Origin of the sequence: Candidatus Palauibacter sp., from assembly GCF_965208055.1 — a bacterium.
In the GTDB taxonomy this organism is placed as follows: domain Bacteria; phylum Gemmatimonadota; class Gemmatimonadetes; order Palauibacterales; family Palauibacteraceae; genus Palauibacter.
In genome coordinates this window covers 1,349,704-1,365,352 of the sequence record NZ_CBDBNY010000004.1, presented here as the reverse complement: position 1 = coordinate 1,365,352, position 15,649 = coordinate 1,349,704, and the positions used below count along the sequence as shown (strand labels likewise).

Genomic DNA, 15,649 nt, shown 5'->3' with positions numbered 1-15,649 from the left:
CCTTGCCGCGGGCCGCCAACCGGAAGGAGCGACCGGTTTGTACCTGAGATACATGCCCCCGATGGGGATCTACGAGACGCTCTACGCCTTTCTGGGGGCGTTCGGCACCTACATGGGCGAACCCGGCACGAACCCGTGGAGCCAGGGGTTCCCGCGGACCGTCGCCCTGCCGGACGGCCCGCCGCTTCCCTCGACCGTGACGGTGACCTCCGAGCACCGCAAGTATCCCAAGGCGTGGGGACTCCCGGCGCTGAGAGAGGCGATCGCGGCCTACTACCGGCAGTCGTACGGCGTCGAGATCACGGCGGAGAACGTGATGGTGTTCGCGGGCGGGCGTCCCGCGATCGTGGCGCTCCTCCTCTTCCTCGAACCCGATATCGAGGTCCGCCTCGCGTCGACGGAATACACGCCGTACTACGATGTCCTCGAGCGGCTGCGACGCCCCTACCATCTCGTGCACAGCGGCGTGGACAACGGGTTCCGCCCCCCGATCCCGGCCTACACGGCTCCGCGGGAGGGGCGCACCCTGATGCTGCTGAGCAATCCGTGCAATCCGACCGGCGTGACGCGGACCGGGGAGGAACTCGCGGCGCTCGTCGCGGCCAGCGCGCAAGACGGCCTGGGGCTCCTCGTCGACGAGGCCTACGAGCTTCTCCACGACGAGCCGGTGAGCGCCCTCGCGCACGTGGACGACATTGAGCGCGGCAACCTGTTCGTCGTCGGCGCCGCCACGAAGGGCCTGCAGGCGCCCGGCATCCGCATCGGGTGGGCCGTGGCGGCGAAGCGGCACATCGAAGTGCTCGCGAACTTCTCCTCGTTCGGGATGGGCGGCGTGTCCCATCCGTCCCAGTGCTACGCGGTCGAACTCCTGGACCCCGAGCGCATGCGCCACGTCCGGACAGCCGTCCCCGCCTTCTATGCCATGCAGCGGGAGCGCTACGGCCGAGCCTTCGAGGATCTCGGCCTCGAACTCTTTTCGGGCGACGGCGGCTTCTACCACTGGTGCCGGCTCCCGCACGGCTGGACCGCCCAGCAACTGAACGAGCGCCTCTTCACGCGCGGGGCCGCGATCCTGAAGGGGACCGACTGCGACATGGAGCGCCTCGGCGACGACTCGCCGCTGTCGAGCTTCTTCCGCTTCTCCTTCGGCCCCCTCGCCCCGGAGTCGTTCGAGGCGGACATTGCCCTGCTTGGCGAGGCGCTAGGCGAGATGCGATCCTGAGCGGTCTTCAGCCGCCGGCTGGCCGGGCGGCGACATCCCGGCGTTCCCGCGGGAACGCGCAGCGACGGAGAGGAGGACATCCGATGACGATGACGCGACGTGAATTCGCGGGGACTTCGCTCGCCGTCGCGGGGGCGGCGGCACTCCCGGCCGCCGGGGTGGCGGCATGCGCCGGGGAGCCCCGGCCCTCGACCGATGCCGCAGGCGCCACCGGCGAAGGTGCGGCCCGGCCCGGTCGGTTGCTCATTCTGGGCGGCACGGGTTTCATCGGCCCTCACATGGTGCGGCACGCCCTCGCGCGCGGCCACGAGGTCACCCTCATTCAACCGCGGGCGCACGAACCCCGATCTCTTCCCCGGGGTCGAGACGCTCATCGGCGACCGCGACGGCGCGCTCGACGCGCTGCGCGGGAAGGAATGGGACTACGTCATCGACAACAGCGGCTACGTGCCGCGCCTGGTGCGCGACTCGGGCAACCTCCTGCGCGACGCCGTCGGCCGGTACCTGTTCACCTCCACCGGTTCCGTATACGACTTCGACCAGGACGAACTGCCGGAAGACGCCGGCCTGCTCGAGGTGACGGATCCCGAGAGCGAGGATGTGGGACGGTACTACGGAGAGTTGAAGGTGATGTGCGAGGAGGCGGTGCGGGAGATCTACGGGGACCGCGGCACGGTCACCCGGCTGCACGTCGTTGCGGGGCCGGGAGACCCCACCGACCGCTTCACGTACTGGCCGGTCCGGATCCATCGCGGCGGCGAGGTGATTGCGCCGGGCGAGATGGACAACCCCGTGCAGTTCATCGACGTGCGGGACCTGGCGGAGTTCTGCATGCGCCTGCTGGAGGAGGACACGGGCGGCATCTTCAACGTGGCGGGTCCGACGCTCGACGAGACCCGGATGGACGAGTTCCTGTACGGGATCCGCGCGGTCACCACGTCGCGCGTGTCGTTCACGTGGGTGGACGAGGACTTCCTCGCGAACCGCGAACCGCCGGCGCGATTTCCCCTCTGGTACTCGGTGAACGGCCGCGCGAGAGCGCTGGCGCGCGTCCGGTCGCACCGGGGCGTCGAGGCGGGGCTGCGCTTCCGCCCGCTCGCGGTGACCGCGCGCGAGACGCTCGACTGGTTCCTGAGCGAACCCGAGGAGCGCCGCGCGGAGCTTCAGTTGAACCTCGACCGCGACGCGCGGATCCTGGCGGACTGGAAGAGCGCTTAGGGCCCATCCGGGATCACCCCGGGGCGACTGCGATTGTTCTCCGTGATAGCAATTGCTATCATGGAACCCTGCGTGTCCGCCGAAATGAGGGCATACGATGGAAAAAGTGCAGATCAACGTCCGCGTGGATGCGGTGGTGAAGGACGCGGTGGAGGGATACTGCCGGCCGCGGGGCGTGGCCATCAATCACTTCGTGCAGGAAGCGTTGCTCGACCGTCTCGAGGAACTTGAAGACATCGAGGATCTGAAGAAGATCAGGCACGAACCCACTCGCCCGCTGGCAGACGTCCTCGGAGAACTCGGCCTCGATGGCTCGCTATGAGATCGAGATCTCGCGAACGGCGGAGAAGCAGCTGCGCAAGCTCCCCCATGCGGATCGGCAGCGAGTGGCGCACAGGATGTCGAGTCTGGCGCGCGACCCGTTCCCGAGAGGAACGAGAAAGCTCACGGGCTACGAGGATGTCTTTCGCGTGCGCGTGGGGCCTTACCGGGTTCTGTACAGCGTCGGCACGAAGACACTGATCATCATCATCCTGAAGGTCGGGCACCGCGGTGACGTCTATCGTTAGCGAAGACTGTCATCGGCGGGAGGCCCGGTCCCACCCGGCACCTCAGAACGAGAGGATGTTCGATGGCGACAACGGGAGCGGGCCAGCCCGCGAGCGTGGACCAGTCGGACCGCATCGTCCCCATCAACCTGCGGCAGAGCGGGCGGACGCCGGTCGAGATGCTCATTTCCACCCGGGTCCGGAAGTCGCCCTACTGGCACCTGTCGCACGCGGCGGGTTGCTGGCGGGCCACCGTCTACAACCGCATCTACCACCCGCGGGGCTACGCGCGGCCCGAGGAAGGAGGAGCGGCGGTCGAACACGAGGCGCTCACGAATCGCGTCACGGTGTGGAACGTCGCCGTGGAACGGCAGATTCGCGTCAAGGGACCGGACGCGGAGGCGTTTACCGACTATGTGATCACCCGCGACGCGACCCGGATCGAACCGATGCGCGCGAGGTACGTCATCCTCTGCAACGAGCGCGGCGGCATCCTCAACGACCCGGTGCTGCTGCGGCTCTCCGAGGACGAATTCTGGTTCTCGCTCGCCGACTCCGACCTCCTGTTCTGGCTGCAGGGGGTGAACGTCGGGCTCGGGCTGCGGGTGGAGATCGACGAGATCGATGTCTGTCCGCTGCAGATTCAGGGCCCGCGGTCGGTCGATCTCATGGCCGATCTCGTGGGGGAGGGCGTCCGGGACATGCCCTACTACGGGCTCATGGAAGCGGAGATCGCCGGCTGCTCGGTCGTGATCTCGCAGACCGGATTCTCGGGGGAGAAGGGCTACGAGATCTACCTGCGGGACGCGACCCTGCACGCGGAAGCGTTATGGCAAGCCGTGCTCGAGGCGGGGGAGGCGCACGAGTTGATGGTCACGGCGCCCGGGCACCAGCGCCGCATCCAGGCCGGGATCCTGTCGTGGGGACAGGACATCGACCATGAGACGAGTCCGTTCCAGTGCAACCTCGCCTACCAGGTGCCGCGCGAGAAACCGGGCGACTACATCGGGCGCGCCGCGCTGGAGCGCCAGCGTGCCGAGATCGAAGCGGGACGCTCTCCGTTCGCCCTCGTGATGGTGGGCATGAAGCTGGGTGGAAAGCCGATCGACGACTACGCGCCCGACTTCTGGCACGTGTCGCGCGCGGACGGCGGCGACCCGGTGGGATACCTCACGTCTCCGTGGCACGCCCCCGAGTTGGGCAGCAACATCGCGCTCGGGTACGTCCCGCCCGCCGACTCCGCCATCGGCACGGAACTCGCGGTGTGGCTCCCGGACGAGTACGCGAGCGAGCCGGGCAAGCCCGACGCCGCCCGCGTGTGCGAGGTCCCGTTCAGGCCCTCCGCGAACCCGAGCACCCGCGAGGTGGCCCTGGCCCAGGGGCGCGACGCCGCCCTGTAGCCCGACCCCCGGAGCCGGACGCGTCGCGACCATGTAGCCCCGCCCGGATTATGATCTCATGCGGGCGCCGCTCGGGTCGAAGAGGGCGGGTTCGGCCGCCACGGTGACCGGGAAGGCCTCGTTCATGTAGAAGACCCGGAGTCGCGTGCCGGGGGCGGAGAGTTCCGGCGGCAGGTACGCCATGAGGAGGTACCTGCCGACGGAGGGGCCCATCCCCGCCGACGTGACGCGGGACTCCCTTCCGCGCGCGTCGACGATGCGCTCCCCGTCCGGCCCCAGCAGCGGCTCGTTGCCTCCGGTGGGGAACCTGGCCAGGCCGGAAGCGTCGGCGTGGTCATCCATCGTGAGCGTGCGGAGCATCGCCGCCGGCCCCGCCTCCCGGGCCTCCAGGTAGGCGGCCCGGCCGATGAAATCCGCCTGCTTCACGCGGGGCCGCGCCAGGCCCGCCTCCACCGGCGAGTACTCCGAGGTGAGTTCGGCCCCCATGAGGGCATAGCCCTTCTCCATACGGCCCGTGGTGCCGTACACGCCACCGCCCACCGGCCGCAGGCCGTACGCCCGGCCCGCCTCCCGCACGGCGTCCCACACCCGCGTCGCGAGCGGCGCCGCCATGTAGACTTCCCAGCCGCTCTCCCCCACGTAGGAGATGCGGCACATCGTCGTCGGGAGTCCGTCCAGCGCGATGTCGCGCACCGTCGCGTAGGGGAACGCGGCCTGCGACAAATCCTCCTCGGAGATCTTCGCCAGCAGCGCCTCCGCCGCGGGGCCCCACACGCCCAGCGCGCTCATCTCGGACGACCGGTCCTCGAAGTGGACGGAGCCATCCTGCGGCAGGTGTTTGCGGAACCAGGCCGCGTCCCGCGCCCCGTCAAAGGCGCCCGTCACGACGCGGAAACGGTCCGCCGCCAGCCGCTGGATGGTGAGGTCGGCCCTGAAGCCCCCGTCCGGCGTCAGCAGCGGGGTGTAGATGGACGTCCCCGGCGGCCGTTCGCACGCGTTGGCCGCCACCCCCTCCAGGTAGGCGAGAGCCCCGGGTCCCGACACATCGAAGATCTGGAACGCGCCCAGATCGACGACGCCGGCCTTCTCGCGCAGGTGCAGGTGTTCCGCCTCGATGATGGGAGACCACCACCGGCGATCCCATTCGTGCGGCCGATCCGGGACGCCGTATCGCGCGACGAGGTCGGCGTTCGACGCGTACCACTGCGGGCGCTCCCAGCCGCGCGCCTCGTAGTACACGGCCCCCAGGGCCTCGGTGCGGGCGTGGAGCGCCGAGCGGTGCACGTCGCGGCAGGATTCCCACTGCTCGCGCGGGTGGACGATCCCGTACGTCTTGTTGAAGTGCTCGCGGGCGCGGGCCCGGACGTGCCGGTGTGTACGCTCGTGCGGCTGGAAGCGCGTGACGTCCGATTCGTGCGGGTCGCAGAGGCGAGGGTGGCCGTGGGTGATCCACTCGGCGAGGAGCCGCGCCGCCCCCGGACCCTCCTTGATCCACACCGCCGCCGCCGACCACAGGTTGGCCACTTCGGCGGTCTCGCCCAGCACCGCGTGCGCGTCGGGCGTGAGGGAGAGAAGGCCGTTGATCCCGTACCCCATCTTTGTGCCCTCGAGCAGCCCTCCCATGATCTCGCGCGCCTGTGCGAGCTGGGGTGCGAAGTCGTCCCCTGTGAACGGCAGCTCCGTGGGAGAGAGTTCCGACGCGTCGCGCGAGGGGATCTCCTCGGGGCGCACGAGGATGGGGCGGTGCGCGTAGGATCCGACCTCCATCGCCTCGTACTTCTGGCGCTCGTACATGAAGGCGTCCATGTCCCGCACGATGGGGTAGCCGATCTCGTCCCCGGTGGCGCGGAGGAGGTCGACCGGGCCGAAGTCCGCCATCTGGTGGACCGCCGGCGTGAGCGGAATCGAAGCGCCGGCCAGTTCCGCGATGAGAGGGCTCCACACGCCGCACGCGATGACCGCGTGCTCGACCTCGATGCGGCCGCGCGCGGTGACGACGGCCCGCAGGCGCGGGCGGCCGAAGGACCTCTGCTCGACCTCGAATCCCGTCACCTCGGTGTCGTCCAGGACCGTGAGCGCGCCGCGGGAAAGGGCCCGCTTCCGCATCAGAGTCGCGGCCCGCACGGAGTCGACGACCGACACCGACGGCATCCAGAAGCCGCCGAGGATGACGTCGGGGTTCACGAACGGGATCCGCTCGGCCACCTCCGCGGGCGAGAGCAGTTCGGCGTCGATGCCCCACGCGCACGCCGAGGTCATGCGGCGGCGCAGTTCCTCCATCCGCTCCTCCGTGCGGGCGACCTCGGCGCCGCCGCACGTCGTCCGCACGCCGAGCGCCTCGTACTGACGCAGGCTCTCCAGCGTCAGCATCGAGTCCTCGCGGCTGTGGTCGGTGGGGAAGATGAAGTTCGACGCATGGCCGGTGGAGCCCCCGGGGTCGGGCAGCGGCCCCTTGTCGATGAGGACGATATCGTCCCAGCCCCGCTGCGCGAGGTGCTCTACGAGGCAGCTCCCGACGATGCCGGCCCCGATGACGGCGATGCTCGCCGATGGCGGTTGTGACGCGCGGCCGCTCACGGTGCGGCGTGCCTGCGGAGCCGCACGCCCGGCGCGGCGGCGGGCCGCCTGCCCATGGCCCGCCGCCCTGCCGGCGTCAGCGGCGCGGCGGGATGCGGATCGGGTCGCCCAGATCCGGCATCACGCCCAAATCGCCCAGCAGCGCCTCCAGCGCCGGCATCCTCCCGGCCAGGAGCGTGTTGATGCGCTCCGCGACCGGCGGCAGCGCCTCCCAGGCCCGGTCGATCCGGTACATCTGGTCCGCCGTGGGCTCGCCGGACCACCCTTCCATCTGCGAGATCCCGGTGCCCCCGGCCGCGTCATCCAGGTCGTCGTCGATTTCCTCGAGTTCGCCGGAAATCTCTTCGGCCATGGCCTCGATCCGCTCGCGGTCCCCGTCGTCCATCTCCGCGCCGTCCACCAGCGCCTTGATCTCGTCCAGCCGGCCGTTCATGGCGCCGATCCGCTGCCGCGCATCGCGCACCGGCCCGGCCAGCGCGTGCGCCCGCATCATCGCCTCCTGCCGCGCGACGAGCGCCACCCGGCTGGCTTCCCGCCGCGGATCGAGCCTGACGCCAACGTCGGTCTCCTGGCTTTCTTCGCCGACCGTGAGCCGCACCGTATAGGTGCCCGGCAGCACGCGCGGCCCCGCGCCAGGCGGAGGTCCACGCGAGAAGCCTCCCCCGCCTCCATCCACGTCAAAGGCCGGATCGACCCTGAAGTCCCACAGGACTTCGTTCAGGCCCGCCTCGCCGGCGGCGTCCATCGTGCGCACGACCTCCCCGCCATCGAGGATCTCCAAGCTCGCCCCATCCGAGTCGACCCCGTCGCCCAGGTAGTAGCGGAGCGGGATCCCGGCCGCCGGGTTGGGCGCGATGAACGTCGCCGGCTGGAACGGCCAGTCCATGCCCATCGACCACATCGTGCCGCGCCGGGCGCCGAACAGCCGGAAGTCCGACGCGAACACGTCCGCGGACATCTCCTCCAGCGGCGTGATGTCGTCGAGGATCCAGATGCTGCGCCCGTGGGTCCCCACCACGAGGTCGTTCTCGCGCGGGTGGATCGCGATGTCGTCCACCGGAACCGTGGGGAGGTTGTTCACCATGCGCGCCCACGACTCGCCCCGGTCGATCGACATGTAGACGCCGATCTCATTCCCGAGGAAGAGGAGGCCGGGGTTCCTCGGGTGCTCCCGGATCACGTTCACCGACCAGCCGTCGGGGAGCCCGGCCGTGATCTGCCGCCAGCTCGCCCCGTGGTCCTCGCTCACGTAGGCGTACGGCGCGTAGTCGTCGTTCCGGTGCCCGTCGAACGTCACGTACACCCGTCCGTCCACCGCATGCGACGTCTCGAGACGACTCACGTAGGTCCGCGGGGGCACGCCGGGGATCTGGTCGATGGCGTTCGTCCACGTCGCGCCGCCGTCGAGCGTCACCTGCAGGTTCCCGTCATCGGTCCCCACGTAGAGCGCGTCGGGCGAGTGCTTCGATTCGGCGAACGCCGTGATGTTGCCGTATGAGGCGATCCCGTCGTTGTCCGACAGCGTCTCGTCCGTCACCACCCGGCCCATGATCTCCAGCGTGTCGCGGTCGATCTGCTTCGTGAGGTCCGGGCTCGCCTCCTCCCAGTTCAACCCCCGGTCCCGCGACCGGAAGAGGTGGTTCCCGCCCAGGTAGATCGTCGCCCGGTCGTGGCGCGAGATCGCGAACGGCGAGTCCCAGTTGAAGCGGTAGCGGCGCGGCTCGTCGTCCTCCGCCTCATCTCCCGTCGGGCGCGGAAAAGGCCGGATCGACTGCCCCTCGCGCGTGGCCACGTCGATGCGCGCCATGTTCCCGCCCTGCGACTCCGAAAACATGATGTTCGGGTCCTCGGGGTCGGAGTGGTTGTGGAACCCGTCGCCGAACCACATGTGCGTCCACTCGCGGTTCCGCACGCCCCATGTGGACTGCGTGCGGTGCGGAGCGCACCAGTTCCCGTTGTCCTGCAGCCCGCCGCACACGTTGTACGGATCGCTCATGTCGACGTCGATCTCGTAGAACTGGCCGATCGCCATGTTCCGGATGGAACGCCAGGTGACGGAGCCATCGCGCGAGAAGGCCAACCCGCCGTCGTTCCCGTTGATGAGATGGTTCGAATTGTCGGGATTGATCCACAATGCGTGGTGGTCGGAGTGGATCTGGTCCGTCGCGTTGCCGGGCCACCATGTGCGGCCTCCATCGTCCGAGGCCGATGACTGGACGCCGCCCAGGTAGATCCGCTCCGGGTTGTTGGGGTCGATCCGGATGAGGGAGAAGTACATCGGCCGCGGGTTGCGGTCGCTCATGAACTCCCACGTCTCGCCGCGGTCGGTGGAGCGGTACACGCCCTGGCCCTCGTGCGCCTCCACGATCGCGTACACGAGGTTGCCGTCCCGCCGATAGATGTCGAGCCCGATGCGGCCCAGTTCGCCCTCCGGCAGCCCCTCCTCGAGCCGCGTCCAGCTCTCCCCGCCGTCCGTCGTGCGCCACAGGCCCGACCCGCCGCCGCCCGCCGCGAAACCGAAGCCGGTGCGCTGCCGTTGATAGGTCGCGGCGAAGAGCGTATTCGGGTCGTTGTGATCCATGACGAGGTCGATGATCCCGGTATGCTCGTCGATGTAGAGGATGTTCTCCCACGTCGCGCCGCCGTCCGTCGTCTTGAACAGGCCGCGTGCCTCGTTCGGTCCCCACAGGTGGCCCACCGCGCCCACGTAGACGACATCGGGATCACGTGGGTCGACCTTGATCCTGCTGATGTGGCGCGTGTCCTCGAGTCCCACATGCGTCCAGGTGCCGCCCGCATCCGTCGACTTGAAGACGCCGACGCCCCACGGCGAACTCTGGCGGTTCGCGGGTTCGCCCGTGCCCACCCACACGTGGTTGGGGTTGGAGGGCGCCACGCTCACGGCTCCGACCGAGGCCGTCGGCTGGTCATCGAACACGGGGTCCCACGTCATCCCGTCGTTCGTCGTTTTCCAAACGCCGCCCGCGCCGAGCCCCACGTAGAAGATGCGCGGATCGCTCTCCACGACCGCGAGGTCGGACACCCGCCCGCCCATGATCGCCGGCCCCAGTTCCCGGAATTCGAGCCCGGAGGCCGCGTCGGCGGCCCGCTCGGAAGCCGTCTGTCCCTGAGCGGTGCGCGGAAGGGCCGTCGCGAGGGCCAGAGGAAGAAGGAGAGACACGAAGAGCCGGGAGAATCGCGGGAACTTCGACTGGAACGCCATCTGAACCTCCGGGGTGACGGCGGATGACTGCGGCGACACAGGGCCTTCCGCACAGTGGCTGGTCCCGTCCCCGGCGCGCAAGAACAACCCCGGCGGAAGCCGAAGCTCGCGGCTATCTGACGGACGAAGACATCTTCCGCACGGGACTTGAACACGCCATCGGGTAGCCTCGTGGACGTCCAGCCAGGCTATCCGTCGTCCCTCGCCGCGGCGCGCAGTCCCACCCAGGTGCTGTAGCACAGCGCGAGCAACACGAGGGTGAAGGGAAGCCCGGCGGAGATCGTCATCGCCTGCAGCGCGCCCAGCGCCTCCGCGCCTCCGGCCAGGAGCAGCACCGACGCGACCAGGCCCTCGAGCGTGGCCCAGAACACGCGCTGCGTTCTGGGGATGCCCTCCGTCTTCCCGCCCGCCGTGATCGTATCGATGACCATCGAGCCGGAGTCGGACGAGGTGACGAAGAACACCAGCACGAGCACGATGCCGGCGAACGAGAGCACCGACCGCAGCGGGAACGCCTCAGCCAGCACGAACAGTTTCACCTCCTGCGCCGCGCTCGCCACCGGAGCCGCCGCATCCGCCATCACCTGCGAGATCGCCGTGCCCCCGAACGCCGCCATCCACACGACCGAGAGCAGCGTCGGAACGAGGATCACGCAGGTCACGAACTCGCGCACGGTGCGGCCCCGCGACACGCGGGCGATGAACATCCCGACGAAGGGCGACCACGAGATCCACCACGTCCAGTAGAAGGCGGTCCAGTCGCGGGAGAAGCCTTCATCGTCGCGCCCGAAGGGCATGGAGAGCGGGATCAGCTCGGTCGCGTAGGCGAGGCCGCCCCTGGCGGCGGTGACGATGATGTCGAGGGTCGGGCCGGCGACGATGATCGCCAGCATGAGCCCGAGTGCGAGCAGCAGGTTGACCTGCGACAGCACCTTGATGCCGCCGTCGAGGCCGCGCAGCACCGACACCACGGCGGCGGAGGTGACGACCCCGATGAGCGCGACCGCCGCCAACCCGCCCGTCCCCCAGCCGTACAGGAAGTTGAACCCCGCCAGCGCCTGCGTGGCCCCGAACCCCAGCGAGGTGGCGAGCCCGAACAGCGTCGCGAACACCGCCGCCACGTCGATGATGTGTCCGCGCCAGCCCCGCACGCCGTCGCCGAGGATCGGGTGGAAGGCCGAGCGCAGCGTGAGGGGGAGGCCGTGGTTGTAGCCGAAGAAGGCGAGCGCCAGCCCCACCACCGCGTAGATCGCCCACGGGTGGAGCCCCCAGTGGAAGATGGACGCGGCCATGGCGAGGTCGCGCGCCGCCGCCGGTTGGCCCGCGGCCCCGCCGAGCGGGGCGATGTCCGTGCGCACCCCGCCTTCCGCCGAGATGCCGCCGAGCGCCGCCTCGTAGTGGGCCAGGGGCTCGGAGACGCCGAAGTACATGAGGCCGATCCCCATGCCGGCCGCGAACAGCATGGCGAGCCAGCTGCCCCGGCCGAAGTCCGGCCTCGCGTCCGGCCCTCCGAGGCGCACCCGTCCCCAGGGCGGCAGGGTCAGAAACAGGGCGAAGACCACGAACAGGTTGCCGGCCAGGAGGAGGAAACCGTCGAACGTGCTTGCGATCGCGGGCCGGAGCCATCCGAAGAACGCGGCCGCCTGCGCCGGGAACAGCAGCGTACACGCGACAAATCCCACGATGGACAGGGCGGAGATCGCAAACACCGGGTGGTGGATGTCGAGGCCGAGGGGCGTGATGTTGTCCTGCCCCACCCGGTAGCCGCGCGATCCGAAGGTTTGCCTGGAGATCGTTGCCCGTCCCCGCTGGTGTCGAAGGTCGAGAGGCGCCCGGCTGCGGCCATCGCAGCGTCACGCTCCCGATTCCTCCGGGAACGGCAATCTCACATTCATGGACGATTTGGCAACAAAACCGTCCAACCCATGGACGATTTTGCGACGAAATCGTCCAAACATGCTGAGAACGTCATACATCGATTCTTGCGACATCGCGTTGGGGGCGTCATGTAAAGGAGTTATGTCGCGCGGGAAAGCAGGAGATGGCGCAGTGCAAATGATCGGGCGCGGTGCGAGGGTCGGCGCGGTGAATGCCGTCCTGCTGGCGATTTGTGCGTCGGTCACCGTTCCCGTGGCATCCGTCCGCGCGTACGAGGGAGCCGCCGGCTTTGAGACGTCACGCGCCGCCGCGGTTGCGTCGCTGTTCGAAGAGGCGGCGGACTCCGTTCTGCGCATCACCTTTCTCGATGTTGGACAGGCCGATGCGGTCCTCATCCAGGCGCCGGGTGGCCGGACGGCATTGGTGGACGCGGGCCGCCGCGACATCGTCCCGCTCCTGCGGCAGTTCGGCGTGAGCGAGATCGACCTGCTCGTCGCGACCCACCCGCACGCAGACCACATCGGAGGCATGGCCGGCGTCATCGCGGCGTTCCCGGTCCGCTTCTACATGGACAACGGCGAGCCGCACACGACGCAGACGTACCGGCGACTCCTCGCCGCTCTCGATGCGCGTCCGGAGATCACCTATCTGGAGGCCTCGCCGCGGACGCTCACGCTCGGAGAGGTCGAGATCGATGTTCTGCCACTGCTCCCGCGCGGAACGACGGAGCACAACGACCGCTCGGTCGCCCTGGTCGTGCGCTACGGAAGCTTCAAGGCGTTCCTGAGCGGCGACTCGGAGGTGCGGCAGCTCACTCACCTCGTCGGGCGGGGCGTCGTCCCCGAGGCGACCCTGCTCAAGGCCCCCCACCATGGGAGCGACGATGGCTTTACGTGGGACTTTCTCGCTGCGGCGAGGCCCCGCGTGGTGGTCATCTCCGCGGGCCGGAACAACCAGTACGGCCATCCCAGGCCTGCGGCCCTGGACGCCTTCCAGGCTTCGGGCGCCGCCGTCTTCCGCACGGACAGGCACGGCCACGTGTCCGTGCGGGGACGCGAGAGCGGCGACTATGACGTCTCATTCGGCGGGCAGGTGGCGTTGACGGGCGGGGCCGGAAACCATCCTTCCGGCGACGCGCCCGTGGCGGCTCCCGGGCCGGCGGGCGTTGCGCGACTCCGGCTCTGGGTACACGCCGATGCGCCCGGCAACGATCACGAGAATCCGAACGGGGAGTACGCCGTGATCCGAAGCATCGAGTCCGGCGACCGGCCGATCGGGGGCTGGTCGCTGTGCGACCGGGCCAACCAGTGCTTCCGGTTCCCGGTGGGCGCCGTGCTCAAGGCCGGCGGGCAACTCGTCGTGCACACCGGTTCCGGGCGTCCCGATGGCGCCCGCTACTACATGGGCCGACGGCGGGCCGTGTGGAACAACAACGGCGACACCGCGACCCTCTACGATGACGCGGGGGCCGTCGTCATCGTGTTCGACTATTGACCGGGCAAGCGGAGTACATCTGGGTCGTCGATCGCGTGGAGGGGTCGGTCGCCGTGCTCGTTCGCGACGGGGACGAGCGCACCGAGGACGTGCCGATCGAGATGCTTCCCGCGGGGAGTCGAGCAGGGACCGTGCTGTGCGTGCCGGTCGTTGACGGGCGGCCCGACTGGATGGCGGCCACGCTCGACGAAGAGGAGCGCCGCGCCCGGCTGCGGGAGGCGGAAGAGGTACTGGAACGCCTGAAACGCCGCGATCCCGGCGGCGACATCACGCTCTAGACGTCTTGAACGATCAGCTGGCCCGGGTCTAGGATCAGAGTCTGCGATCCCCGCTGCCAGGAGCCGTTCCATGAAACGCCGAGACTTCCTCGCCACCTCCGCCGCGGCCGCCGCCGGATCGAGCATCGTCGCCTGCCGTCCTCCCGAGACCGCCGCCGCGCCGCCCGTCACCTCCGGGCAGTGGGGGTCGGGCGATTACTCGCATGTGCCCGGTCTGGCCGGCCCCGCGCACGGGACCGTGTGGGGCCGCACGGGCGTGACGGCCTGCTCCGACTACTACGCGTCGCTCGCGGGCACGCAGACCATGATGCAGGGCGGGAACGCCATCGACGCGATGGTCGCGGCGTGCGCCACGCTGAACGTGTCGGATCCGTACATGTCCGGGATCGGCGGCTTCGGCGGCTACATGCTCATCTACCTCGCCGACGAGAACCGTGTCGTCGGACTCGACGCGCTCGGCAAGTCGCCCGCCGCCTCGTCCCCGGAGACGATGACGCTCGACGACTTCGCCATGGGCTACAAGGCGCCGATCGTGCCCGGGGCCTTCAAGGGGTGGGCCGCCGCCCTGGAGCGTTACGGCACGATGAGTCTCGGCGACCTGTTCGAGCCCGCGATCCAGCTTGCCGAGGACGGCTTCGTGATCTCGAAGTTCGACGAGCGCTACACGGCGTCGAGCGCGGACAAGCTGAGCCGCTACCCGTCGACGACGCGGGTGTTCTTCCCCAATGGGCGTCCTCCGCGCATGGGCGAGGTCATCCGGCAGCCCGAACTCGCCGCGAGCATGCGGCATCTCGCCCGCGTGGGGCCCGACGATCTCTACCGAGGTGAACTCGCGGACCGCATCGTCGCCTTCCTGGCCGAGCACGGCGGCCACCTGACGAAGGCGGATCTGGAGTCGTACGAGGTCGAATGGCGGGAGCCGATCAGGACGACTTTCCAGGGATACGACCTGCACGCCATGCCGCCGGGTTCGTGCGGGATGTCGATGTTCCAGGCGCTCAACATCATGGACGGGTTCGACCTCGCGAACATGGACCTGTACGGGTCGGAGTTCGTGCACCTGTGGCTCGAGGCGTTCAAGCTCGCGCTCGCCGACGACGACCGGTACAACACCGGGAAGGAAGACGCGGACATCCCCGTGGACACGATCATCTCCCGGGAGTACGCGGACGAACAGCGCGCGAAGATCGATCCCATGCGGGTCGCCTCCTTCTCCGGGGCCCCGCTTCCGTTCTTCGGGACGACGAGCCTCTCCACCGTCGACCGGTGGGGGAACGCGGTCGCCTTCACGCAGTCGCTCGTCAACGCGTACGGGAGCGGCGTGATCGCCGGCGACACCGGGATCTTCCTCAACAACGGCCACATGTTCGGTTTCGTGCTCGAAGAGGGTCATGTGAACCACCTCGAGGGCGGCAAGCGGGCGAAGGGCGTGATGACGCCGTGCATCATGATGAGGGATGGAGACCTCTTCGCGGCCGTCGGGGCCCAGGGCGGCTACACGATCCCCCAGACGGTGGGCCAGGTGATCACGAAGCTCGCGGTGGCCGACATGGACATGCAGCTCGCGATCGCCTCGCCGCGCATGTGCGTGAACCGGGGCGGGGGCCGGACGCCGATTCCGGAGGACTCCGTCACCTATCTCGAGGCCGGGTTCCCGTCCGAGGTCTACGGGGAGTTGGCAGACCGCGGCCACTACCTCGCGGAGCCCGGCAACCTCGGCGGTGTGCAGGCGGTGCATCGCGATGCCGAGACGGGCGCCCTCTCGGGCGGGTCGGACCCGAGACGCGACGGTCACGCCATCGCCTGGTAGT

Annotated in this window: 11 protein-coding genes and 1 pseudogene; 9 read left to right on the top strand and 3 right to left on the bottom strand. The window is 69.3% G+C overall.

Annotated elements, in window-relative coordinates; all coding sequences use genetic code 11:
- The first annotated feature begins 37 nt into the window (after positions 1-37).
- The 6 genes and pseudogenes from ACOGXI_RS06165 (at position 38) to ACOGXI_RS06140 (ending at position 4,388) form a co-directional block, all read left to right on the top strand.
- The gene (locus ACOGXI_RS06165) at positions 38-1,222 is read left to right on the top strand and encodes a pyridoxal phosphate-dependent aminotransferase (RefSeq protein ID WP_419938007.1); all 1,185 of its coding nucleotides are present in this window, start codon (positions 38-40) and stop codon (positions 1,220-1,222) included.
- An 83-nt stretch (positions 1,223-1,305) separates the two neighbouring features.
- Positions 1,306-1,518: pseudogene (locus tag ACOGXI_RS06160) on the top strand (epimerase); the annotation flags it as partial.
- Complete coding sequence (locus tag ACOGXI_RS06155; protein WP_419938006.1) at positions 1,418-2,440, top strand: NAD-dependent epimerase/dehydratase family protein; 1,023 nt, start codon at positions 1,418-1,420, stop codon at positions 2,438-2,440. The pseudogene ACOGXI_RS06160 and the gene ACOGXI_RS06155, both read left to right, overlap by 101 nt.
- 97 nt (positions 2,441-2,537) lie before the next feature.
- Positions 2,538-2,762: a hypothetical protein gene (locus tag ACOGXI_RS06150; protein WP_419938005.1), complete on the top strand. Its 225-nt coding sequence runs from the start codon at positions 2,538-2,540 to the stop codon at positions 2,760-2,762.
- A complete protein-coding gene (locus ACOGXI_RS06145) occupies positions 2,749-3,009 on the top strand; it encodes a type II toxin-antitoxin system RelE family toxin (protein WP_419938004.1) in 261 nt (86 codons plus the stop codon). The genes ACOGXI_RS06150 and ACOGXI_RS06145 overlap by 14 nt, the downstream gene beginning before the upstream one ends.
- A gap of 62 nt (positions 3,010-3,071) precedes the next feature.
- The gene (locus ACOGXI_RS06140; protein ID WP_419938003.1) at positions 3,072-4,388 is read left to right on the top strand and encodes a glycine cleavage T C-terminal barrel domain-containing protein; all 1,317 of its coding nucleotides are present in this window, start codon (positions 3,072-3,074) and stop codon (positions 4,386-4,388) included.
- A 48-nt stretch (positions 4,389-4,436) separates the two neighbouring features.
- On the opposite strand, the gene ACOGXI_RS06135 is transcribed toward ACOGXI_RS06140, so the two are convergent.
- The 3 genes from ACOGXI_RS06135 to ACOGXI_RS06125 form a co-directional block, all read right to left on the bottom strand.
- Positions 4,437-6,965 carry a GcvT family protein gene (locus ACOGXI_RS06135; RefSeq protein ID WP_419938002.1) on the bottom strand — a complete coding sequence of 843 codons (2,529 nt, stop codon included), beginning with the start codon at positions 6,963-6,965 and terminating at the stop codon, positions 4,437-4,439.
- A 76-nt stretch (positions 6,966-7,041) separates the two neighbouring features.
- Positions 7,042-10,188, bottom strand: a complete 3,147-nt coding sequence (locus ACOGXI_RS06130) for a WD40/YVTN/BNR-like repeat-containing protein (RefSeq protein WP_419938001.1) — start codon at positions 10,186-10,188, stop codon at positions 7,042-7,044.
- 188 nt (positions 10,189-10,376) lie between these two features.
- On the bottom strand, positions 10,377-11,981 hold the full coding sequence (locus tag ACOGXI_RS06125; RefSeq protein WP_419940163.1) for a BCCT family transporter: 1,605 nt from the start codon (positions 11,979-11,981) through the stop codon (positions 10,377-10,379).
- 262 nt (positions 11,982-12,243) lie between these two features.
- Here ACOGXI_RS06125 and ACOGXI_RS06120 point away from each other — a divergent pair, with 262 nt between their 5' ends.
- From ACOGXI_RS06120 to ggt, 3 genes are all read left to right on the top strand, one after another.
- The gene (locus ACOGXI_RS06120; RefSeq protein WP_419938000.1) at positions 12,244-13,560 is read left to right on the top strand and encodes an MBL fold metallo-hydrolase; all 1,317 of its coding nucleotides are present in this window, start codon (positions 12,244-12,246) and stop codon (positions 13,558-13,560) included.
- Complete coding sequence (locus ACOGXI_RS06115; RefSeq protein WP_419937999.1) at positions 13,557-13,838, top strand: DUF3006 domain-containing protein; 282 nt, start codon at positions 13,557-13,559, stop codon at positions 13,836-13,838. The genes ACOGXI_RS06120 and ACOGXI_RS06115 overlap by 4 nt, the downstream gene beginning before the upstream one ends.
- A gap of 70 nt (positions 13,839-13,908) precedes the next feature.
- Positions 13,909-15,648 carry a gamma-glutamyltransferase gene (ggt, locus tag ACOGXI_RS06110; RefSeq protein ID WP_419937998.1) on the top strand — a complete coding sequence of 580 codons (1,740 nt, stop codon included), beginning with the start codon at positions 13,909-13,911 and terminating at the stop codon, positions 15,646-15,648.
- Position 15,649: the final 1 nt, after the last annotated feature.

Excerpts from the sequence above, each read along its gene's own strand:
- ggt (WP_419937998.1), top strand. The coding sequence starts at position 13,909 with ATGAAACGCCGAGACTTCCTCGCCACCTCCGCCGCGGCCGCCGCCGGA.
- ACOGXI_RS06140 (WP_419938003.1), top strand. The coding sequence starts at position 3,072 with ATGGCGACAACGGGAGCGGGCCAGCCCGCGAGCGTGGACCAGTCGGAC.
- ACOGXI_RS06130 (WP_419938001.1), bottom strand. The coding sequence starts at position 10,188 with ATGGCGTTCCAGTCGAAGTTCCCGCGATTCTCCCGGCTCTTCGTGTCT.
- ACOGXI_RS06120 (WP_419938000.1), top strand. The coding sequence starts at position 12,244 with ATGATCGGGCGCGGTGCGAGGGTCGGCGCGGTGAATGCCGTCCTGCTG.
- ACOGXI_RS06150 (WP_419938005.1), top strand. The coding sequence starts at position 2,538 with ATGGAAAAAGTGCAGATCAACGTCCGCGTGGATGCGGTGGTGAAGGAC.
- ACOGXI_RS06145 (WP_419938004.1), top strand. The coding sequence starts at position 2,749 with ATGGCTCGCTATGAGATCGAGATCTCGCGAACGGCGGAGAAGCAGCTG.
- ACOGXI_RS06155 (WP_419938006.1), top strand. The coding sequence starts at position 1,418 with ATGCCGCAGGCGCCACCGGCGAAGGTGCGGCCCGGCCCGGTCGGTTGC.